Source organism: Methyloglobulus sp., from assembly GCF_040079455.1.
GTDB lineage: Bacteria > Pseudomonadota > Gammaproteobacteria > Methylococcales > Methylomonadaceae > Methyloglobulus.
In genome coordinates this window covers 1-21,657 of record NZ_JBEBKJ010000048.1, presented here as the reverse complement: position 1 = coordinate 21,657, position 21,657 = coordinate 1, and the positions used below count along the sequence as shown (strand labels likewise).

Sequence of the window (21,657 nt, the reverse complement as noted above, 5' to 3'; positions counted from 1 at the left end):
CTTAATATCGATAAGCTAAATCGGCTAGGCGATAACTTATCACTTATCTTCATAATTTACTTTTTAAATCGGCTTAAACATAGAAACCGCTGGGATAAAAAATGAAAACTTCAGGTAATTGTATGTTTTACTTCCTAAATCCATGGGTGTACTACGTTGCTTAATGCTTTCTGTACTGGATTATAGTCATGAAAATAACTCTAAGCACCTACGAATTTTTAAAGGAATTCCCTGATGAAAAGTCAGCTAGAACCTACCTAGAACAACGCCGCTGGAGCGTGTGGTGCGGGCGCATTGGGCGATTGAAAACAATCTTCATTGGGTGCTTGATATTGCCTTTGACGAAGATAGCAACCGAACCCGCAAAGGGCATAGTGCGGCAAATCTGGCTGTCATCCGGCATATCGCCCTGAATCTGATCAAGGCTGACAAAACTTCTAAGGTGGGCGTAAAAATCAAACGCTTAAAGGCCGGATGGGATAACGATTATTTACTTCGTGTCATCGGGATGATTTAAGCGCGATTGCCCTGACTCTCACCCTATCCCTATCCCAGAGGGATAGGGGATTTTTAGAGACACCCCTAATTTTAGGTAATACCAATCCAAATAAGTTCTCATTGTTACCCTCCCCAAAGGGGGACGGCTAGGATGAAGGGGATTCATATAACAATTTTTTGGGGTTGGTATAACTTTTACACTCCAATTGCTGGGATTACATAATTACTGGCTGACAATCACTCAGAAAATGGGCTTACATCAACTTAGAAAAGTCACAATGGTCGGTTAAGTTAAGATTAATAGAAGATCCCCTTAAAACTATCGATACTTAACCTCAGCTCCTGCCACCCCAGGTAACCGTTTAAGTCTTGTTAATAATTCGTCTGTTGGGTGTACGCGCCAGCCGTCGCTTAGCTGTAGACTTGCCGAGGCTTTAGATGAATTATAGCTTATTCCGACAGCACAAGAGCCACCTTTAAAGGGTTCCAGAACAGCTTGCAGTTCAGATATAAAACGGCTGGAGTCTGTCTGTCCTTCAACCGCCCAGCTTAACTGTAGGCCTCTTGCAAACTGCTCTCTGGCTTGTTCCATGCTGTAAAGGGTTTCGACGTTTAACCTGAGATTGCCGGAAAAATCATCAATAGCCAACGCGCCCTCGGCAATCAATAATGAGTCTTTGGAAAAAATGCTCCGGTAGATTTCATATTTATCACCGAAGGCAGCGATTTCAAGACGGCCTGTACGGTCATCTATAGTGGCAAAACCCATGGTTTTACCCTGTTTGGTCTGGCGGATGCGTATCTCGACCACCAAGCCTGCAACGCGCGCTTCCATTTTGCCTTTTGAACGCTCCACTTCTGATAGCAAGTGGGCAATAGTGCCATTGGTAAACTGCTTGATTTCTGCTTCGTACTGAGAGATGGGGTGACCCGTTAGATACAACCCTAAGGTCAGTTTTTCACCAGCCAGCCGTTCCGGTTCTGACCAAGGTTCAACAGCCGTCGTATAAGTTTCGGCGTCATCAACAACATCCTCTGTATGTGCCGCCAAACCGAACAAATCGTCTTGCCCAGTTTCCGCCATCTTGCCGTGTTGTTCCGCTACCTTCACTATAGTGGGCAGTTCAGCCAAATGACCCGCACGATTGGGATCAAACACGTCGAATGCCCCAGCACGGGATAAGGCTTCAAGCACTCTTCGATTAACTTTCCGTAAGTCTACACGCTTGCATAAATCGTAAAGCCCTAGAAACTTTCCATGTTCCAAGCGTTCCTTGATTATTTCCTCAATCGCGGATTCGCCCACGCCTTTGATAGCACCTAAGCCGTAGACAATATGTTCATTGTCATTCACCGTAAAACGGTAGTTGGAAACATTAACATTGGGCGGACAAATTTCCAATTTCATCTGCCGACATTCTTCAATTAGGGTGACTACCTTATCGGTATTGTCCATATCCGACGACAAAACCGCTGACATAAACGCTGCCGGATAATGCGTCTTTAGCCAGGCAGTTTGATAAGCAACCAGCGCATAAGCCGCAGAGTGCGACTTATTGAAACCATACCCGGCAAATTTCTCCATCAGGTCGAAGACGTAAGTGGCGATTTTTTCCTCGACCTGATTAGCAACCGCTCCGGTAGTAAAGGTTTCTCGCTGCTTTGCCATTTCCTCTGGCTTTTTCTTACCCATCGCCCGCCGTAGCATATCCGCCCCGCCCAGCGTGTAATGTGCCAGTTCACGGGCAATTTGCATTACCTGTTCTTGGTACAAGATTACGCCGTTGGTCGGTTTGAGGATAGGCACCAGCAAAGGATGTGCATATTCGGCCTTCGCGCCGTGTTTAACCTTGATGTAATCATCGACCATGCCCGATTCCAAAGGCCCTGGACGGAACAATGCCACCAGCGCGATGATGTCGTCGAAACAATCGGGTTTGAGCTTTTTAATCAGCTCTTTCATACCGCGTGATTCCAATTGGAACACGGCGGTGGTCAGGCCATTTTTCAATAGCTCATAAGTCGCGGCATCATTCCGTGGAATGCTATTAATATCAACGGGTGGCGTACCAGTTAGCTGGTTTTGTTGATTGATAATCTGTAACGTCCAGTCGATGATGGTCAGGGTCCGCAAACCCAAAAAATCAAACTTGACCAGACCCACCGCTTCCACGTCATCTTTATCGAACTGGGTGACCAGATTGCCACCACCCTGCTCACAGTAAAGTGGGGTAAAGTCGGTTAGTTTCGTCGGAGAAATCACCACGCCACCAGCATGTTTGCCGGCATTCCGAGCCGTCCCTTCAAGCGACAAAGCCATGTCGATCAGGTTTTTGACCTCTTCCTCGGTTTCATATTGCTGCCTTAATTCCGCGCTATCCTTGAGGGCTTTGTCTAAGGTCATGCCGATTTCAAACGGAATCAGTTTGGCTAGGCTGTCAACAAAACCGTAGGGAAAACCGAGTACCCTGCCCACGTCGCGGATCACCGCCTTCGCCGCCATCGAACCGTAAGTGATGATCTGGGCAACATGGTCGCGGCCATAATTCTGGGCAACGTAATCAATGACTTCATCGCGCCTGTCCATACAAAAGTCGATATCGAAATCGGGCATGGAAACCCGTTCGGGGTTCAAAAACCGCTCGAACAACAGGTCGAATTCAATCGGATCAAGGTCGGTGATTTTTAGGGCGTAAGCGACTAACGAACCCGCACCCGAACCCCGTCCTGGGCCAACGGGAATCGCATTATTTTTTGCCCATTGGATAAAGTCCGCCACGATCATGAAATAGCCTGGGAAACCCATCTGGGTAATCATCAGTAATTCATCTTCCAGGCGCTGATCGTAGACTGCTCGGTTTTCTTCAGCAGTACCTGCGCCTACTGCCGGATAATGCTGCAAGCGTTCGTTTAGCCCTCTCTTTGCCGCATCGGACATCAGTTCTGCTAAGGTCATTCCGGGTGGTACTGGAAAATCCGGCAGGAAGTTTTCGCCCAGTTCTAGGTGTAGGTTACAGCGCTTGGCAATTTCTACGGTGTTTTGTAAGGCTTCTGGGATGTCTGCAAATAACGCCAGCATCTCATCCGTACTGCGTAAATATTGTTGCTCGGTATAGTCCTTAGGCCGTCTGCTATCATCCAGAACCCTACCTTGATTAATACAAACCCGCACTTCATGGGCGGCAAAATCAGCTTGCTTCAAGAAGCGGACATCGTTGGTCGCCACTACGGGCAACCCGGTTGCTATTGCCAAATCCACTGAGGTGGCAATATAGCGTTCTTCATCAGGCTTACCGACGCGTTGTAGTTCAAGATAAAAACTTTGCTCAAATAGTGCCGCCCACTGTTCAGCCAACTCTTTTGCCAAATCGGTATTTTCAGCCAGTAACGCCCTACCAATATCGCCAGCCATACCGCCCGACAAGGCGATCAAACCATCATGATTGGCAATTAGCCATTCCTGCCTGAGCATCGGTGCACCTTGGTGCTGGCCTTCCTGATAGGCTTTGGAGATCAACTCCATCAAGGTAATATAGCCTGTGCGGTTTTTAACCAGTAAGGTCAAGCGATGCGGGGAGGTGGGTTCTTCAGGATTAAAAATCAGCACATCGGAACCAGCGATTGGCTTGATGCCTTGCCCTGTCGTCGCCTTATAAAACTTAACTAGCGCAAACAGATTGGCGTGGTCTGTTACCGCTACTGCCGGCATGTTCAGCTCAACCAAGCGATTAACCAAGGGCTTTATCTTGACAATGCCGTCAACCAGCGAGAATTCGGTGTGGAGTCTTAGGTGGATAAATTTAGGCTGCATTGTGTGAGCGGGTTAGCAATCAATTATTCGATAAGGCGTGTTGCATAGCAAAGCACGAAAATTTATGGGACGACATCAATAAATTCATCATTAGGTTTCTGGTAAATAATGATCAAGAATTAAACCATTAATTGGTTCAAATTGCTTGCTATTGCTTTTATATAAAGATTCTTCATGAGCTAAGGAATCAGGGTTTACAAAATCATATTACTGTCTTAATCGACAAACAACTCGTAACGCTATAGGATGCGCTTAATTAAGGGACATGTATCGTTCGTAGAAGATACACCTCGTTCCTTGAAGCAACATGATTGAGTAATACCAATCCCAATAAATTGTTATTTGAATTCCCTCATCCTAACCTTCTCCCACTGGAGAAGGGATAACATGTGAATTCATTGGGATTGGTATAGGTCCATTTTGCGGGTTAAACATATCGGAACGAACGCAGATTTAAGGCTCCCAAAAGATCTTAATTATCAACAATGAAGCATATTCACCAGGAGCTATAGGATGGAAAAACAATCAACATTAGCCATGACAATCCTTGGGGTTTTGCTGGCAATCGGCATGTCCAGCGCGGCATTTATCCTGGGCGTACAGGCGAAAAAAGCGGCTTCGGGTCAGCAGTCTATTACCGTAAAAGGCTTGGCAGTCAAAGATGTACAGGCAGATAACGCCGAGTGGACGGTCACGATTTCAGTGAATGATCTGACTTTCGCCCAGGCTTTAGCAAAGCTCAGGGCAGAACGCCCAGCTTTGGATGCGTTTTTGACCAAGGAAGGATTAGATAAATCGGGTTGGCAGGAAGGTAGTGAAGAAGTTAGGGCGCACATGGTGACGACCTATTTACTCGGAGGTGGCACTAAAACCGAGCAGCAAGGTTATGATGCCAGCCAAAGCGTTATCGTTGCGACTAAAGATTTAGTCAAAATCGAAGCGGCCAACAAAAATTTTCTGGCATTACAAGCCGAAGGGCATCCAGCCACCGCCAGTTCGCCTTTATATTTGGTGAGTAATCTGGAAGACATCAAAATGTCCTTGATCGCCGCCGCAACTGAAAATGCCAAAAAACGCGCCGAAGAATTCGTCAAACAGGATAAGGTGAAAGTGGGATTGATGCGTTCTGCATCACAAGGAGCGTTCTATATCCTTGCAGCAGGGGGCAATTCTGAAACTGATGATTACGGCGGTGTGTACGACAAAACCACAATAAAAAAGCTGGCGAAAGTGGTTGTAACTATTGTTTATAATATCGAACAATAGTACTTTATGACTAAGGACGTGTAATTTAAGGAGTCTGTATGCAGTTTTTTGATAGGATTCTGTTGAGTCTATCGAAGACTCAGTACGGACGGTTTATTGATTCCGTTCGTACTGAGTTGTGGGGGCATCGAACCAAACCATGAATGGAATCGACTTTAGAGCTATTTTTAATTTTAGGTAACCTCTAAAAATTCAAAAAGCCCCCTTTCCTGCTGGAGAGGGTTGGGGTGAGGAGAATAAAATCAACTGTTTATATCCCCCTCATCCCGACTTCTCCCTCAAGGGAGAAGGAGCAGATGCTTGTGTAGATACTTATGCCCAGAGGGAGAGGGGATTGTTAGGGATTCCCTTTAAAACAAGATACGAATCAAGATAATCTATCGAGTTCGGCTATCATTTTTTGAGTGGCTTTATAATCCGTACCAGACCAAGACAATTTACCATCAGGTGTGATAATGGCGAAGTAGGGTAGGCCAATTTTTAGCTGGCGATGTTCCTGACTTGCACGAAACTTTTCAAACTCAGGTTCTTTATCAACAAGTTTTACTGCAATAGCTTTTTCACGCAAGGCTTGGTTCAACTGTTCATTACTTGCGGATTCTTTTTTAAACTCGGTGCAATTAGCACACCAGCTTGCATAAAAATCTATAAAAATAGGTTTCCCTGTTTCTTTGGCCACTTTTTTTGCAGCTTCAAAACTTCTGTACCAGGATATTCCTGCTTCTTTTTGTACTGTCATCGCGACGGGAACATTAGATGAAGCGCCCTGCGCAGTTCCGTTTTGTGCAAATGATTCCGCGTGAGCCATATTCATAAAAGGCATTTGACCCAAACTGGCAACCATCAGCCAGCCGCCAACTATCATGGATAGCACACCAACATAATGCTGCATTTTTTGATTAGGCTGCGCATCGTGGGGCATCAGGGTGAGTACATGGCAATGTACGACAGCGATCCAGATGGCCAACAAACCAATAGCAAGCGTTACTGTCGTCGAAGAGTCAACGCCCAGTACGCCCATCCCTTTTTGCAGATAGGTATAAGCAAAGTACAGGATCATAAAGCCGAAAGCATATTTCACCTTATTCATCCAGTAGCCGGCTTTAGGCAGTTTTTTAAATTTAACGACGCTAAAAAGAAAAAACGGTAAACCGACACCTAGACCAAAACCTGCCATCATCACGCTACCTTGCGAAGAGATGGTTAATTTATCCAAAAACCCCATGCTTTGATTGGCCAAAGCCAAGGCCGCAGATTTTTCAGCGATATTATCTGCAACTTGTAACAGTAAAGCGAAAACGATGGGGCCAACGCAAGGTGATATAACTAAACCCGCAACACTACCCATCAACAAAGTACCACTAACACCTTTTACTTTAGATGAGTGTTGGTCTAGTGAGTGAACTTCGTTTTGCATAAAACTCAGTTCATAAAAGCCGAGTAAAGCAAGGGCAAAAAAAGCAAAAAACAGGGCAAAGCCCAAGTTAACATAGGCCGACTGCATAAGGGTATTAAATGCGCCGCCCGTCATCCCTGCCATTAAGCCTAACGCCATGTAAGTGATTACTATGCCGACAAAATAGGCCAAAGCATGCTGTTTTTCCTTGTTGGCATCACCATTAGCCCGCCCCACTATAAACATAGAGGTAATCGGCAACATGGGGTAAACGCAAGGTGTTGCAACAGATAAAATACCGGCGAAGAACATCAAGCCGAACATGATGAACATATTGTCTTTATTGTTGTTAAACAGAGCCAACAACTTATCCATAAAGCTCAACGATTCATCATCCGCTTGAGTGTCGGCTGGTACAGCGGCTGCCATCGTTGTCGTCGGTAACGTCAAATTCAACTGCATGGTTTGCGGACGGAAACACACGTTGGTCAATTCGTTACACAACTGGTAAGTAACTTCCAGGTTTGTCGCTTTGATGCTTGACGAAGGCTTGGTTTGTGCTAGTTCCAAGGTGAAATCGCCCTTATCGCGCAATACATTCGCCTTCACTAGGCTATCATGGACTCCACTAGGTTTTTGCAACTTGCTAATAATTAATCCAGAAGCTGCCAGTTTTGAGTTAGGATCAACCGTAACGGGGATATAAATGTTTTCATCGCCTGTATCCAAATAAGCATGATGATCTTTGGGTATCGTCAACGTTAATCGGTACTGTGCCGGCCATTGATCTGTATCAAGTGGTGTAACACTTATATTGGCTTTGGGAATTTCTGCATAGGTTAAGCTTATACTTAACATCCACAGCATTAGGATCGAGACTAAGTTTTTCATGGCTTGTTACCTAAGTGAGTGTTTGTTAATAAGTTAACCTGTCTTTCTTCGCCAAAAAAAACGTATGTATCAGGAAGGCAGGTGAAGCTTATAACATTTAAGGGTTAAAAATTGTGACCGACATCTTAATTGTTAAAATTTCCATTAAGATGTCGTGTCGGTACATGTTTCCCTACATTAAGATCCAGGGTTTTCATTAACCTGGAAAAGCATCTTTTATCCATGAAGATTAAAAGACACTAAAATTTCAGGTTAAACCCAGCCGTTATCAGGTAATAACCAAAGTTTGCAAATGTACCCTGGTTGTTACCACCCAATTGATACTCCGCTTTATGGGCGTAGTATTCAAAACCGGTTTGAAATTTCAACTGGCTAAAAGGTTTTAATTCGTTAATCTCTTTGCTGAATTTAAGGCCGCCAGAAATTGTGCCAAATCCTGCCAAACGATAATCGCTGGAATAACTAGCGTAATCTGCTGAAGTCCCAGCAAAGACAGGCTGATAAAAATCTGCCCTGTCTTGTGAGTAATACCTAAAGCGTGGAATGACTTGCCAGCCATCGGCGATGGGTTGATGCCAGCTCAAATCAAGGGTATGGGCATTAACTCCCCAGTCGTTGGTGCTAAATCGATAATCTGCATGTAGCGCAGCATGATTAAATTGGTCAAAATGGCGAACATATTGCGTTAGCCACGCCCATTCAAACCTTTCCCTAGGACGGTTATCTTGCTGGAAATCACCACCGTCGAACGACACCCATTTGTAAGGGTCAGACAAAAAACCATTGTGGTAGCCAAAAGTAATATTGCTTTGTATCAAAGAGTCTTTATCGATAACTTGTGATACCCCTAACAAATATTGTTGGCTAGTTTTGTGGGCTTTAAAATCAGCAGGCCTGCTATTCCAGCTAGAAGGGGATGGTTGTATCTCATCAAACGCAACCGACGCGCCAAAATTCAGCGTGGTCAGTTTTTTGTTTAAATCCAAGCTGAGAGCGGTATTAAAATATTTCGATGCATAATCGTGTTCCCGTGAATAACCACCACCCAGACTAAGGGCTGCCTTATCAAAAAAATAAGTCAAGCTGGAGCTAATGGCATCGCGCTGTTCGCATATCGACTTGCCGCAAGAACTTGTCGGTGAAGCACCACTTATAAATTGCGTTGGATTGCCGTTTGGGTCTCTAGAGTTAAAAACGGGCGACGCGCCGCTGATACTGTCTCGAACCAAGTTCACCGATGCCGTCATGGACTTGCCAATCGGTGCCGATAATGCGGCTTCATAGATATCCACCTTCATACGCGCGTTGCTTTCAACATAGTTGCCGTATTGGAAGTCAGCGTTGTAAGTTTCCTCAACCCTTCCGGCAGATGCCGGCTGCATCAAGCCCGGCAAGGCTAAGGCGGCAAAGGTTAATTCAGCAGCAATAGTAGATTTTTTATTTTTTTTCATGTCAGCATTTGTTGTTAAGTTTTAGTGTGAAGAAGGTGGGTTAATTACACCCACAGCCGCCACCGCCACCGCCATATCCACCTGCTGCCGACTCCTTACTGAAAGAAGTATGTTGACGCAAACCAAATTCCAATGCGTCGGTCGTAAAGGCCATTTGCGAAAGGGCTAAATTGCCTCGTTGTCTGGGCATAACTTCCGTACAAGCAACACCTGAAAACATCAGTACAATCAGTAAAGAACGGTTGATAAGTTTCATAAAAACCACCTATTTCGCTAACAACTGGGTAATTTTTTCTTCCAACTCATTAATGTCATCGCTAGCAAAGCCGTGATGAATATTCTGCACCACACCTTGTTTGTCGATGATAAAAGAGGTTGGCATGGACTCTACAACAAACTTGTCAGACCATTCACCCTTGGCATCGCGTAACACAGTAAAGCTCACTGGAAATTCTTTCAGGAATTTTTCAGCATTGCCTTTTTCTTCATCAAGATTGACCGCGACCACTTCAAAGCCTTTTGCTTTAAGCTTCTCATGCATCTTGTTTAACAAAGGGAAAGAGGTACGGCAAGGCGCGCACCATGATGCCCAAAAATCCAGATAGATCACCTTACCGGCATATTGCTTTAAAGATGTTGGTTGGTCTTGCTGCAATGTTGGCAAGGTAAATTGCGGTGCAGGTTGCCCCACGTCTGTGGCATTGGCGTTAAAACAAGCGGCACTCGTTAACATTACGAATGCGATAGAACTCAGTTTTTTACTCATCTTCATAACTCACCATTTGGAAAAAATTACGGGTTAATGTGAACAGCTATTTTTATTTAAAAACCCCTTCTCCCTTTGGGAGAAGGTCGGGATGAGGGGATTAACTACGACTTACACATGCCGCACATTACGGCTAAGGCTTTAAGGCTATGGTTAATGTATCACCTGCATGTTTGTAACAGTATGCGTATAAATACCTAGGAAACCCCCTGACTAAAACGTTTGAAAAACTTACAGTTAGTCAGTAAATGCAGGCGTAATTAACCGAATGAGTCCGCCCTTAGGAAGACATGATAATTATTAAACATTAATGAACACTTAAACAGAAAAAAAATATAACTTTGCTGAATTGGTCACACTTTTTTTTTTCGGGCAGTGATATATTTATTTCACAATCTTAAGCTGAGGTTAATTTTTAATGGCTAGCCTAAATGGAATCATCTTTAAAAAGGGGTTGTGGTTTAGGTTAATTAAGTCCATTTTTAAGGTTGGTTATTTTGTTTCCGATAACTTTAGAGAGCTTACATAATGAATAAAGAAATACTTGTAAAGACACAACCAACGCTGTTAAGAAGTTTTATGGCTGTTTTGGTTTTAATGTCGGCATCCCAGTTTATGATGACTGATGCTTCGGCGACTCCTGCAATTCAAGGGCTAGCTATTACTAAAGGCATCAAGGTAACTACTTGCACATCATGCCACACCAGCGTGGCTGGAAGTAAAACCAATCTAAAGCCGGGTTACGCAGCTGCATTTAAACTGGATAAGGTCGCCTTGACGCGCCTTAAGAATAAGATTAATGGCTGTCCTGTTGGGCAGGCGCTTAATCAGATAACCTTTCTTTGTGTGGCGCCAATAGCCAAAGCGGGAACGGTAGGTTTAGCTGCTTCGGGTTTAGCGAAAACGGATGTTTACGCCGTCACTTGTGGTGCAGGGACTACAGCGCTTTGGGTGTCAGTGATAGATTTGGCACCTATTAAACTACCACTGGTCAGCATCCAGGCCAAAAAAGGCACTATCGCATCAGTCCTGAGTACGGATGCTGCGGATGGCAATACTGTCTACAGTCCTTTGGTAAAAGTTGCAGGTGCAGCGGGTGCTTTCACGGTCAATGTTAACAAGTCTGCTTATGTGGGCGCTTTAGCGGCACATAAAGGCCCAGAGAGTTACAACGCTCGGTTCTCTTGCCGAAATGCTGCGGGTACGCAGCTTGTTACCACCCCTGTGCTAAAGCAAAACCAATAAGTAGCTGATTTTGGTTTTATTTACTTAGAACAGTGCCGGTCATTTAACCTGTCCGGCGCTGTTTTTTGAAGTGGCTATTGCTGTATAAAAGTTCTCTTTGTCAGAACCGTAGAATGCATTGAGTAGGCAGAAGCATCGTTCGCGATTGATCTGTTTTATTCCTCAGTGCATCCTACGTTTTTGAAAATAACCTCGTATAAGAATGTATGTATTTAGATTTATCTCAACAATTACGTAACATATTACTGCCAAGCGTTATCGTTTTGCTGATAGGTTTTACCGCTGCGGCAGTTGCCAAAACGCCAGGTAAGGCCACAAAAAAAGCGCAGACCGATCTCGTTATAAGCGACAACAAAGGCAGTGAGCTGCAACTGGAAGTCAGGCAAATGCCGCTGGCAGAAGTGCTGGAAAATATCACCAATAAAACCCATGTGCCGATACATTACTCCGTACTGCCAGAAGGCTTGGTGACCGCCACTTGCGTAGGTACGACGCTGAAAAAAGTGTTGGAATGTCTGTTGGACCGGCGGGCGGATTTAATCGTCCGATATCCGCGCACCGATGCCAAAGCTGAGAGCAAAGGGCAAGTGGCCGAAGCCTGGATACTGGGGTCCCGTTTAGATAACCAGCCATCCTCAGCCACCTGTATAGCAACAGCGGGAGATGCGGCAAATAAAGGCTCACTCTCGCTACGGCAAAGCCAACAAGATGCCGAACCTGACCAAACCGACGATCTTTTAAAAATGGCGCAATCGAAAAATCCCACCGAGCGTGCCGATGCTATGAGTGCCTTATTGGCCGGTGGACGCGAAGGCGATCCTGCCGTAAAAGCTGCCTTGGAACAAGCGTTAACCGACCAAGATGCCAATGTCAGGGCGCAAGCGATTTCCAGTCTGTCGCACCGTGAAGGCAGTGCCGCTTCGGCAGCCATCCAGGAAGCCCTGCACGATAGCTCGGTAGATGTCAGGATGATGGCAGTAGATGGCATTACCGATGACGTTGGCTTGCTACAACAAGCGATTAATGACAGTGATGAAACCGTGCGTAGCTTGGCCGCGGTAAAGCTTGAGCAACTGACCCAGGAAAATGGTGGTGCGAAGTAATAGATTGGTAGGGTTGTGTAAGGGAATCTCCACAAGTATCTGCCCCTTCTCCCTTGAGGGAGAAGGGTTTTTTTGAATTTTTAGAGATTCCATTAGGTATTTGTACGTATACATCTACAAGTATGCGGGTGATATATTGAGGCTGAAACTAAAGCACAAGCCGTAAGGCAACAGGGAGACAATCTAGGAAACCTCTAATTAATACCTTCTTCCCCTGGGAGAGGGTTAGAGTGGGGAAATAAAAGCTTGGTTCAAAACCCTCATCCAAACCTTCCTCCGAAGGGAGAGAGATTTTTGAATTATTAGAGGCTACCTCTAATAAAAAACTTGGCATTTATGGAAGGTGTAGTTGAAAAAAGAAGGCAATGCCAAGGCCTAAAAACCAAGGCTTGTCTGATTAACGAAGTAAGTAGTGAGCTAAAGTTTTTTGGAGGAATTAAAACTTATACGGTATTTTTTTGAAGAAATTTATTTTTTACCAACTTAAGCAATGTTTAATTTTTAACCGCTACGCTGACCATGACCAACTTAAAAAGGGTCATTGTTGAGGTTTAAGAATTCCATTTTTAAGATTGGTTATTTTGTTTACGTTAACTTTAAGAGGATTTATCTTATGAATAAAGAAAATTTGGGGCGGCAAGAAATGCAGAAAGCATCTATGCTGAAAGCATTCATTTCCGCCTTAATCTTAGTGCCTGCATCGTTGAGCATGGTGACTGATGCTCAGGCCAAGCCTGAAATCGGAGCAGCTAACGGTCTTACTGCAGCACAGTGTACCGTCTGCCATACGGGAAATGCATATTCCAATAAGGAAGGTCTAGCTGGACTGACAGCATTCTGTGGCGCAGCCGGGTTTAATGCGAAATCCTTTGTCTGTAATCCTAAGCCAACACCAACTCCGAAGCCTACGGCAACGCCCACACCGAAACCTACGGCAACGCCGACACCGAAGCCTACGGCAACGCCGACACCGAAGCCTACGGCAACGCCGACACCGAAACCTACGGCAACGCCGACACCGAAACCTACGGTAACACCGACACCGAAACCTACGGTAACGCCAACACCGAAACCTACGGTAACACCAGTGCCATCATCAGGCACTAAAGTTGATGGGACTTTGGGCAGTGCGTCTTCAGATGCTGCGAGAACGGATGTTTACAAGGTTGCTTGTGCTGACGGATCGGCATCTCTTTCAGTGTCTGTGAAAGATTTAGCACCTGTTAAAGCACCGTTGATTAGCATCCAGGCCTCTAAAGGCGATTATTCGTCAGCCCTGAGTACGGATACTGTCGATGGTGATTCTAACTACAGTCGTTTGGTAAGCCTTGCAAAAGGTGCTGGTGCTTATACAGTGAAAGTCAATAAATCTGCATTGAAATCGGCTTGTGGCAGAGATGAAGATGAAGATGAAGATGAAGGAGATGATGATAGTCATCATTCCAAAGCTAAATGCGCTACACCTGTAGTAGGCTCTGAGGCATACACTGCTCAGTTCTCTTGCCAAAATCGTGCTGGTGTCAAAACTGGTATCCGCTACAAAATAAGACAAAACCAGTAAACCACTGATTTTTGTTTTAGTTACCTTTAAAAGCGTCGGACAGTAACTTGTCCGGCGCTTTTTTTATGTTGTATCGGGATTTTAGAGGTTTCGACTAGAAAGCTTGTATCCTCACCCCCGCAAAACATTACCATCTACACAACTTCAGAAGTTAAGTCGGAATATAAGCGCTATACATCTTAATAGTTGTGCTTTCTAAATTCTGTTCGCTCTGTGTCTGTCTAAGAGTGAGCGGAATTTAGAAAGCACACCCATTGGGTAAGTGCGTTGTCGTGCGTTCATACTTCTATAGACTTAGTACGAGCGGACGACGATACATCAGAACTGATTTTCTGATTAGCAAACTGCTTCAGCCAAATGCGCTGTTTAGCTCCTTCTCCCTCTGGGCATAAGTATCTACACAACTTTTCAATATAACAAAAACAATGGGTTGCCAAATCACCAAGTCCCCCTCTCCTGCTGGAGAGGGTTGGGGTGAGGAAAATAAAATCAACTGTTTATATCTCCCTCATCCCGACCTTCTCCCTCAAGGGAGAAGGGGCAGATACTTATGTCCTGGGAGAAGGTTGGCCAGCAGGAGAGGGAGTCCGTTGCTTTTTCAACTCGTTGTTTTTATTACGTCGAAAAGCTGTGTAGATACTTATGCTCTGGACGAGAGGGGATCAGTTCCTGCTTGGCGGTAAAAGCAGCGTGCTTATCAGGACTGCTTTTATAGAATAAATGTGCTCGATTTGTTTAGAGCTTTCATCGGGCTAGTCGTATTGCGTTACTCACTTCCTTTGCGCCGTACCCATAATCCTACGTGTCGATTCGGATCGGATTGAAACTCATGCCAAGCATAGACCTGATCAATACTGTTTTTTATGTGTTCCCAGACATTAGGTTGGTCAGCGTCACGAGCGTTCCAGATGATATATTCAACATTGTTCGCCACCAGCCACTTCGTAGCATCCGGCAACTGGCCTTTATAGAACTCGACAATCTGGTCTTTTAATATCCAGGCCTGACTAACACTGCCATGCCAAGTCTGTAAATGCATCGGCCATCCCAGTAGTGTCGGTTTAACGGCGAAGGCAGCATAAATGCCTGAATCCGTATATGAATCGCCATAGTTATTTTCCAGTACAATGCCGAAAGGGACTTTATCCAGAAAACGGAACAGATCCCGCACCACTGGATCGTGCGTATACACACTGTGTGCTGCCAATTTTCCGGCATCCGATTTATCGGTGTAAATCCAGTACCGGGCAACATCAATAACATACCAGTTGATCAATAATAGTGCCACAGCCACCAAGTTTTGAATCCACCGCGAACTACTCGCTAGAAGTAGTGTCGCTAAAGCCACCAGTCCGCCGCTCCAAATCCAACCCCACCACTTCATTACCGTATTCGTCCGTTCATATTTGTCACCCGTTGGATCGTCGACAAAAATACATTCAGAAACTAGCAATAAACCCAAAAATACCACGGCAAACAATAACGCTATTCGCCGAGTACCTTTTGCAAAAAAAGCCAGTGTTCCGAAGAGCATTAAAGGCCAATGCAATGCTAAAAATTCCACCAAAGGCGTGTGATCTTGGGAGTGTACCCATTTGATTGGTGTAGGTAACACATTACTGGCAAATCCAGTCAGAAATGGGTAAAGCAACAAGAACCCAGCCCCCCCTCCTGTCAGCAAGGCATTCCAGTTCGGAGGATTGCCGTTTAAGTAGCACCAAACAATCCAACTGAACACCAACGTCCCTTGTAACGGAAACACCCAGGTATTGGTGGCAATCACTAATGGCACGGTAAAGGCCAGCAGTGCTTGCAATGCAAATCGATCCCGTCGATCTGACCCTTCGGAATTAGCCTTAATAGGCACTGTGTGACACTTTTTTCCAGTCGTGTCATGACTACCATTATCTGCAAACGCCCGAGAGTATCGGTTCTTTTCAAGCCGCCCTATGCTTGCTATAACAATCATTAAAAGAAAAAAACCACCCAGCGGCGGATGATAGTCACCAACATAAAATTGATAGCCAAATCCTTCCAGCGACAGCTCTCTTGGTTCCCAACCTGGTTTGACCTGGCTGGGGAAAACCGACTTGCCAAATTCGGTATTCAAGCGTTGATCAAATTGTCCGATAAAACGCTGGCTTGCCCACATCGCATCACTGGCAATATTTCCCAGTTGTTGGGTGCTAAGCCCAGGCGGGATTGTGTAGGATAAATGAACGAAAGGGGTTGCCCCCGTCCCTCCGACCACAAAAGTGATCACAATCAGCCAACGTTTCCAGCCTTGCTTAAGAAAATTTGCAGTAAAATCCCAAACTAGCGTTATTGGCAACGCCATCAATAAGGCAAACGCTAGATTGTAAGTAAGCCCCGCCCCCAATCCAAAAATACGCCCCATCAACGCTGCCGCGTAATGTTGAAATGCATAATAAAAATCAAATCGATTAGGTGGAAACCAATTATCTAATGGCGGCAATGTCTGCCCCGCTAAATAATTACCGATAAAGTAAAGGTCAGTTATTCGCTCAGAGGTTGGGTATATAACAGGGAAAGCCCACTTCCAGGCAAAACCATACGCAAATGCGACATAAAAGACCATCTCCGCGCGCCAAAACTTGGGTGTGTCCAGCTTATGATGTTCAACATACAATATGGCTAAAGCTGCGACAGTGGTTATTGGCCACAACCAAGTTAGTTTGCCAAGGCCGATAAAATGTTCCATAAAGAAGGCTGCCGCGCAGAACAGCAGCAAGCCTGTCGCACGAGCCAATGCAAGTGTCGGTAACCAGCGACGCATACATAATGTCAAGCCAGTAAGATTAACCAATAACAGTAAAACTGTGTAAATATAATAGATGAGGTTCATAGCGGATTAACCTCTAGCCTTTTGATTGGAATCAAGTAAACGACGCTCCCAAATGCCTACTGCTTCTGATCCATTTTGGTAAAAAGCGCGCCAGTGGTAATCGCGGCTAATTTGGCTTTGCAATTTTTGGCGTACATCGGGCATGCGTTGCTCATCCGCTAAAGTCCAGATAATAGTTTGCACTGGAAATTTACCCAAAAAGCTCAAGGGATCGGTCAAGCCACCTTTGTAGAAGGCGCGAATTTCAGTGGCGCGATTTACAATATATTCGGGATTTCCGCGCCATTGCGCTAGATGATCTGGCCACCCTAAAACTAGCGGTTTATTGGCGAATAAGGACAATGCAGTTGAGGATGAATAGGCACCTTGTTCGATAGACTCAAGTACAAGGCCCTCTGGCGCATTTTTTAAATACACCAATAATTCTTTTAGCGTTGCATCCTGTTTGAGCCAGCCGTTACCGGTCATCTGCCCCAACTGAGGTTTACTGACATAGTGCCAATAGCGACCAAGATCAATCGTGTACATCAGTAGCGCAGACAAACTCAGCACCATTAGCGTTTTAACAACACGTCCACCTAAGCCGATGCACACGCTCCCCAAGCCGATTAAAGCAGTCGGCCACAACCATGACCACCATTTTAGTAAGGTATTAAAGCGCTCGTACTTGCCTGACATGGGGTCATCCACAAAGATGAGTTCAGACAATCCTAAAATCATAGCAAGCGTAAGGGTCAGCCAACCCGCCCAAGGTGAGTGCCGCGCAACAACTAAACCAACACCCAGCCAAAGTAATACAGGCCAGTGCATGGCAAGCAGAAGCCGCGACGGCGTATGATAGCCTTCAGCCACCCAGCGAATCGGTGTGGCCAACGAGTTGGGTGCAAAATAACTCAGGAACGGGTATATCAACCCAAATCCCGCAACGCCACCGATGATCAGCGCAGGCCAATTTATATCGGCTTTCCACTGACGAAACAATAACCAGCTAGACAACAACAAACACTGCAAGGGGAATACCCACGCATTGGTTACCAGAACCAGCGCAGGAGTCAGGCCTAGTGCAAAAAACGCTAAGGCATCAGCTTGTCTTCCATTAGGTAACTCAGCCTCACTCCCCTGAGTAGTATCGGTCACTTTTCGGATACCCAGAAATGCACTCAATGCAAGAGTCCACAAGGCAATAATAAAGCCACCCAATGGGGGGTGATAATCGCCTAGAGTACTAAAGTAGCCAATGGTTTCTAAGGGTAAATCAGGATGGTCTGCAAAATCTGGTTTCTGGGGATCTCCTGCAATCGCGAGTCCCAGCGGAGTGTTTACGTGTTCATCGTACATGCCGTAAAAACGGGTGCTGGCCCAAACATGGGTGATGGCATTATTCTCAATGCCAGCAGTATCGGTCGCATTATCCTTAATCATAAACGGCATTAGTGGGCTCAGCCCGTTACCACCCGATATCAGCGCAACAAGTAAAAGCATTTTCAGGGAAAAGCGACTGACAAAATAGCTGCTTATTTCCCAGGCCAAGCTTGCCAGCAGCGCTATCAACACAGCCCAGGCCAGATTCATCGCCAACCCGGCCTCCAAGTTAAAAAGACGCGCCAGCAGTGCCGCACCATAATGCTGAAAAGCATAATAACAATCGAAAAAACTACCCGCCAACCAGCGATCTGGAGCAGGTAAAGTCTGCCCACCCATAAAATTACTGATGAAATAAAGATCAGTCAGATGCTCCGAGCCAGCATCAATATTTGGAAAAGCAAATCGCCATGCACAACCGTAAGCAAAGCCCAGCATAAATACCAGCTCACCTGTCCAGAATGGGCGGTCTTGACGAGTACTAAGACACCACAAAGCCAATCCTGTACTCAGCGGCCAAATCCAGTTTAGCTTACCCAATCCGTGCAGGTGTTCAAAAGCAAATATCGCCAGTGTAAGCACGAATAGACCCAATACACGCGCACTGGCCTGGGCGGGTAGGTAACGGCTGACCCATGCGGTTAACCCAGCAAGGTTAACTAGAATTAGGGCAATAGTCAGGAAAAGGTAAATTAAATACACTGTACGCCCCTTCTACTAATATTTTTTATCAAACTCATGTTATGCAGCATCAACAAAACTCGGCATAGCCATTGCTAGAATCATTAGTTCTTACATCTTATAGTTATGATAGAGTTGGAATGCTTTATCAGCGATATATCAAGGTTGACGACTAAAAAAATGCGTAAAAAGAAAGTTTTGCAAAACAAAAAAAGATCTTCACATAAAAAGACCTTACCAAATACAAAGAAAGTACAAATCAATAAAGCACTCACCGATAAGCGGCTTAATCATCAAGCTTTTTGGCAAATCTTTAAATTTGCATTCGTCGGCAGTATAGCAACTGCAATCCATGCTGGGTTATTTGTTTTCATAATAGAAGCCAAGATAGCAACGGCATTACAGGCCAATTTTATTGCGTTCGCTGTTGCATTTTTAATCTCTTTTTTAGGTCAGTATCATTGGACGTTTAGAAATAGCAGCGAAACCCATTGGGCTAAAAAAATGGCTAAATTTATGATAGTGGCTTTAATCGGGCTGGGTTTAAATACAGCCGCTGTTTACATCATCGTCGATAAATTGCTGCTGCCCTATCTATATGCCGTGTTGTTTATGGTCACCGTGGTGCCGGTCACCACCTTTGTAATCAATAAAAAATGGGCTTTTTCGTGACACTATGTTTTTCTTGCAATGCACAAAATGGTTAAATCGGTAGTCCAGATTAACTGGAAACAATGCTTTTTAGCACTAGTGCAAAGTCCTAAACATCACTTTTGCTTTGTCGATTTTAGCCAAGATAGCCTCTGGCTTGACTATCCAATGGCAAGGTGTGGGATTGTTGATGCTGTAAAATGCACCGCGTCGGATGCGCCTCCCAGGAAGGTCTAGGAAGAAGTGCTCAACCAGTTTGCTCTAAGAGGCCGAGTCGATATGAAGCGCAGGTGGAAGCGGGATGCTGAATCAGCAAGTCTTTTACGTTGGAATGCTTGTGTCGCAGTGTATCGACGATCAAATACAACACCTTTGCAATCTTTTTCATTTTGATTGTAGTGGTCAGTGAGTGCAGTTGCTCCTACTATATCTTACTTGTTGTAGAGAATCTTCTCAAAAACAGAGATAAATATATTTAAATCAATCGGTTATATCATTAACTTATTTTTTAATAATTTTGTTAATGAAATACAGTGGCCGTTGTTTTATCTCTGCAAATGCGCGACCAAGATACTCCCCTAGTATCCCTATAAAAACAAGCTGTATGCCGCCTAAAAATAAAATAGCGACTAACAGGGATGGATAGCCAGGTACGTCGTTGCCGAAAATAACGGTCTTAATAATCATATAAGCCCCATAACAGAACGCAGCGAATGCCATAAACCCGCCGACGTAGCTGGCTAATTTAAGCGGGACTTCCGTGAAGGAGGTTATGCCTTCCAAAGCAAAATTCCATAACTTCCAATAATTCCATTTTGTTTCACCAGCGTAACGGGGGTCGCGGCGGTAATCAACGGCAATGGCTGGGTAGCCGATCCAAGCATATAAACCTTTCATGAAGCGGTTGCGTTCCGGTAGTTGTTTTAAGGCATCAACGGCACGACGACTAAGTAGACGAAAATCGCCAGTATCGGCCGGAATGTCGATATGGGTCATCCCTCTTATAAAACGGTAAAATAGATAGGAAGTAGCCTTCTTTAGCTTTGATTCTCCCTGTCTGCTGATCCTGCGGGCATACACGTTGTCGTAACCGTTTTGCCATTGCTTAATCAATGCTGGTATAAGTTCCGGCGGGTCTTGCAAGTCGGCATCAATAATGACCACCGCATCGCCTTTGCAGAAATCAATGCCCGCAGAAACGGCAACTTCTTTTCCGAAATTTCGGCTTAAATCAATAACTACCACACGTTCATCTTGTTGGCTTAAACCTTCCAATAATTGCAGTGTGCGATCTCGGCTGCCGTCATTGACAAAAACCAATTCATAAGGCAGGTCGATCTTGGAAAGCACCCCAGTTAGACGACGATAAAATTCTTCTAGCACTTCTTCTTCGTTATAGGCAGGGATGATTATCGATAACATTTCTTTTACTTTACGTTGGCTGTATTTGATGACTATTTCTTCACCCTTAGAAAGGGATGTTAGTTATTGAATATTAGAGAAGTCTTAAATAGCAAAAAGCATAGCTAAGTATAGTGTGGTCACATTAATATTTTTATGGAAGGGATATATTTTTTTGCGGCTTTTAAGAAATGGTTAATTTTTAATGGCTACCCTCTCATTAACCTTCCTTAAAAAACGGATTGTTGAGGTTAAAAATCTCATTTTTAAGGTTGGTTATTTCAGTTATGATAATTTTAGAGGATTTAATCAATGAATAAACAAAATATTGGAGGGCGGGAGATGTTGAAAGCAATTGTGTTGAAAACTTTCATTTTTGCCTTGGTTTTGGTGCCAGCATCTTTGAGTATGGTTACCAATGCTTATGCTACAGATCCTATCCGAGCAGCTAACGGTGTGGCTGCAGGTTCTTGTGTCACGTGTCATGCAGGAAATGCTTTTACCAAAGTTGAGGGTCAAGCTGGGCTGAAAACATTTTGTGGTGCCCCTGGGTTTAATGCAAGCACCTTCAAATGCAACAAAGCGACACCAACGCCGAAACCTGTGGTGACGCCGAAACCTGTGGTGACGCCGAAACCTGTGGTGACGCCGAAACCTGTGGTGACGCCGAAACCTGTGGTGACGCCGAAACCTGTGGTGACGCCGAAA

Annotated in this window: 14 protein-coding genes and 1 pseudogene; 7 read left to right on the top strand and 8 right to left on the bottom strand. The window is 44.8% G+C overall.

Translation table 11 applies throughout. The annotated features are described in order from the left end of the window. Nucleotides 1–283: 283 nt before the first annotated feature. Nucleotides 284–517 (top strand): annotated as a pseudogene (locus ABL924_RS11330) (ISAs1 family transposase); the annotation flags it as partial. A gap of 300 nt (nt 518–817) precedes the next feature. Here the strand turns inward: ABL924_RS11330 and dnaE are convergent. After that, nucleotides 818–4,309 (bottom strand): DNA polymerase III subunit alpha, encoded by a 3,492-nt coding sequence (gene dnaE, locus ABL924_RS11325; protein ID WP_349027206.1) that lies wholly within the window; start codon nt 4,307–4,309, stop codon nt 818–820. Between the two features lie 513 nt (nt 4,310–4,822). Here dnaE and ABL924_RS11320 point away from each other — a divergent pair. Continuing rightward, nucleotides 4,823–5,575: an SIMPL domain-containing protein gene (locus tag ABL924_RS11320; protein ID WP_349027205.1), complete on the top strand. Its 753-nt coding sequence runs from the start codon at nt 4,823–4,825 to the stop codon at nt 5,573–5,575. Between the two features lie 367 nt (nt 5,576–5,942). On the opposite strand, the gene ABL924_RS11315 is transcribed toward ABL924_RS11320, so the two are convergent. The 4 genes from ABL924_RS11315 to ABL924_RS11300 form a co-directional block, all read right to left on the bottom strand. Further along, nucleotides 5,943–7,862, bottom strand: a complete 1,920-nt coding sequence (locus ABL924_RS11315; protein WP_349027204.1) for a cytochrome c biogenesis protein CcdA — start codon at nt 7,860–7,862, stop codon at nt 5,943–5,945. Between the two features lie 239 nt (nt 7,863–8,101). Beyond that, nucleotides 8,102–9,313: a DUF3570 domain-containing protein gene (locus tag ABL924_RS11310; protein WP_349027203.1), complete on the bottom strand. Its 1,212-nt coding sequence runs from the start codon at nt 9,311–9,313 to the stop codon at nt 8,102–8,104. A 40-nt stretch (nt 9,314–9,353) separates the two neighbouring features. After that, a complete protein-coding gene (locus tag ABL924_RS11305; RefSeq protein WP_349027202.1) occupies nt 9,354–9,569 on the bottom strand; it encodes a DUF4266 domain-containing protein in 216 nt (71 codons plus the stop codon). Between the two features lie 9 nt (nt 9,570–9,578). Continuing rightward, complete coding sequence (locus ABL924_RS11300) at nt 9,579–10,079, bottom strand: TlpA disulfide reductase family protein (RefSeq protein WP_349027201.1); 501 nt, start codon at nt 10,077–10,079, stop codon at nt 9,579–9,581. Nucleotides 10,080–10,607: 528 nt separating this feature from the next. On the opposite strand from ABL924_RS11300, the gene ABL924_RS11295 reads away from it, so the two are divergent. The 3 genes from ABL924_RS11295 to ABL924_RS11285 all read left to right on the top strand — a co-directional run bounded on the left by ABL924_RS11295 (nt 10,608) and on the right by ABL924_RS11285 (nt 13,988). Then, complete coding sequence (locus ABL924_RS11295; protein WP_349027200.1) at nt 10,608–11,324, top strand: hypothetical protein; 717 nt, start codon at nt 10,608–10,610, stop codon at nt 11,322–11,324. A 206-nt stretch (nt 11,325–11,530) separates the two neighbouring features. Continuing rightward, the gene (locus ABL924_RS11290) at nt 11,531–12,427 is read left to right on the top strand and encodes a HEAT repeat domain-containing protein (protein ID WP_349027199.1); all 897 of its coding nucleotides are present in this window, start codon (nt 11,531–11,533) and stop codon (nt 12,425–12,427) included. Nucleotides 12,428–13,040: 613 nt separating this feature from the next. Then, nucleotides 13,041–13,988 carry a hypothetical protein gene (locus ABL924_RS11285; protein WP_349027198.1) on the top strand — a complete coding sequence of 316 codons (948 nt, stop codon included), beginning with the start codon at nt 13,041–13,043 and terminating at the stop codon, nt 13,986–13,988. Nucleotides 13,989–14,754: 766 nt separating this feature from the next. Here the strand turns inward: ABL924_RS11285 and ABL924_RS11280 are convergent. Next, nucleotides 14,755–16,854: a DUF2298 domain-containing protein gene (locus ABL924_RS11280; RefSeq protein ID WP_349027197.1), complete on the bottom strand. Its 2,100-nt coding sequence runs from the start codon at nt 16,852–16,854 to the stop codon at nt 14,755–14,757. Nucleotides 16,855–16,860: 6 nt separating this feature from the next. Continuing rightward, nucleotides 16,861–18,918 (bottom strand): DUF2298 domain-containing protein, encoded by a 2,058-nt coding sequence (locus ABL924_RS11275; RefSeq protein WP_349027196.1) that lies wholly within the window; start codon nt 18,916–18,918, stop codon nt 16,861–16,863. A 105-nt stretch (nt 18,919–19,023) separates the two neighbouring features. Here ABL924_RS11275 and ABL924_RS11270 point away from each other — a divergent pair, with 105 nt between their 5' ends. Further along, nucleotides 19,024–19,569 carry a GtrA family protein gene (locus tag ABL924_RS11270; RefSeq protein WP_349027195.1) on the top strand — a complete coding sequence of 182 codons (546 nt, stop codon included), beginning with the start codon at nt 19,024–19,026 and terminating at the stop codon, nt 19,567–19,569. Nucleotides 19,570–20,049: 480 nt separating this feature from the next. Here ABL924_RS11270 and ABL924_RS11265 read toward each other — a convergent pair whose 3' ends face one another. After that, nucleotides 20,050–20,970 (bottom strand): glycosyltransferase family 2 protein, encoded by a 921-nt coding sequence (locus ABL924_RS11265; RefSeq protein ID WP_349027194.1) that lies wholly within the window; start codon nt 20,968–20,970, stop codon nt 20,050–20,052. Between the two features lie 291 nt (nt 20,971–21,261). On the opposite strand from ABL924_RS11265, the gene ABL924_RS11260 reads away from it, so the two are divergent. Further along, on the top strand, nt 21,262–21,657 hold a 396-nt coding region (locus ABL924_RS11260; protein ID WP_349027193.1), incomplete at its 3' end, for a hypothetical protein.

Excerpts from the sequence above, each read along its gene's own strand:
- dnaE (WP_349027206.1), bottom strand. The coding sequence starts at position 4,309 with ATGCAGCCTAAATTTATCCACCTAAGACTCCACACCGAATTCTCGCTG.
- ABL924_RS11320 (WP_349027205.1), top strand. The coding sequence starts at position 4,823 with ATGGAAAAACAATCAACATTAGCCATGACAATCCTTGGGGTTTTGCTG.
- ABL924_RS11315 (WP_349027204.1), bottom strand. The coding sequence starts at position 7,862 with ATGAAAAACTTAGTCTCGATCCTAATGCTGTGGATGTTAAGTATAAGC.
- ABL924_RS11310 (WP_349027203.1), bottom strand. The coding sequence starts at position 9,313 with ATGAAAAAAAATAAAAAATCTACTATTGCTGCTGAATTAACCTTTGCC.
- ABL924_RS11305 (WP_349027202.1), bottom strand. The coding sequence starts at position 9,569 with ATGAAACTTATCAACCGTTCTTTACTGATTGTACTGATGTTTTCAGGT.
- ABL924_RS11300 (WP_349027201.1), bottom strand. The coding sequence starts at position 10,079 with ATGAGTAAAAAACTGAGTTCTATCGCATTCGTAATGTTAACGAGTGCC.
- ABL924_RS11295 (WP_349027200.1), top strand. The coding sequence starts at position 10,608 with ATGAATAAAGAAATACTTGTAAAGACACAACCAACGCTGTTAAGAAGT.
- ABL924_RS11290 (WP_349027199.1), top strand. The coding sequence starts at position 11,531 with ATGTATTTAGATTTATCTCAACAATTACGTAACATATTACTGCCAAGC.
- ABL924_RS11285 (WP_349027198.1), top strand. The coding sequence starts at position 13,041 with ATGAATAAAGAAAATTTGGGGCGGCAAGAAATGCAGAAAGCATCTATG.
- ABL924_RS11280 (WP_349027197.1), bottom strand. The coding sequence starts at position 16,854 with ATGAACCTCATCTATTATATTTACACAGTTTTACTGTTATTGGTTAAT.
- ABL924_RS11270 (WP_349027195.1), top strand. The coding sequence starts at position 19,024 with ATGATAGAGTTGGAATGCTTTATCAGCGATATATCAAGGTTGACGACT.
- ABL924_RS11265 (WP_349027194.1), bottom strand. The coding sequence starts at position 20,970 with ATGTTATCGATAATCATCCCTGCCTATAACGAAGAAGAAGTGCTAGAA.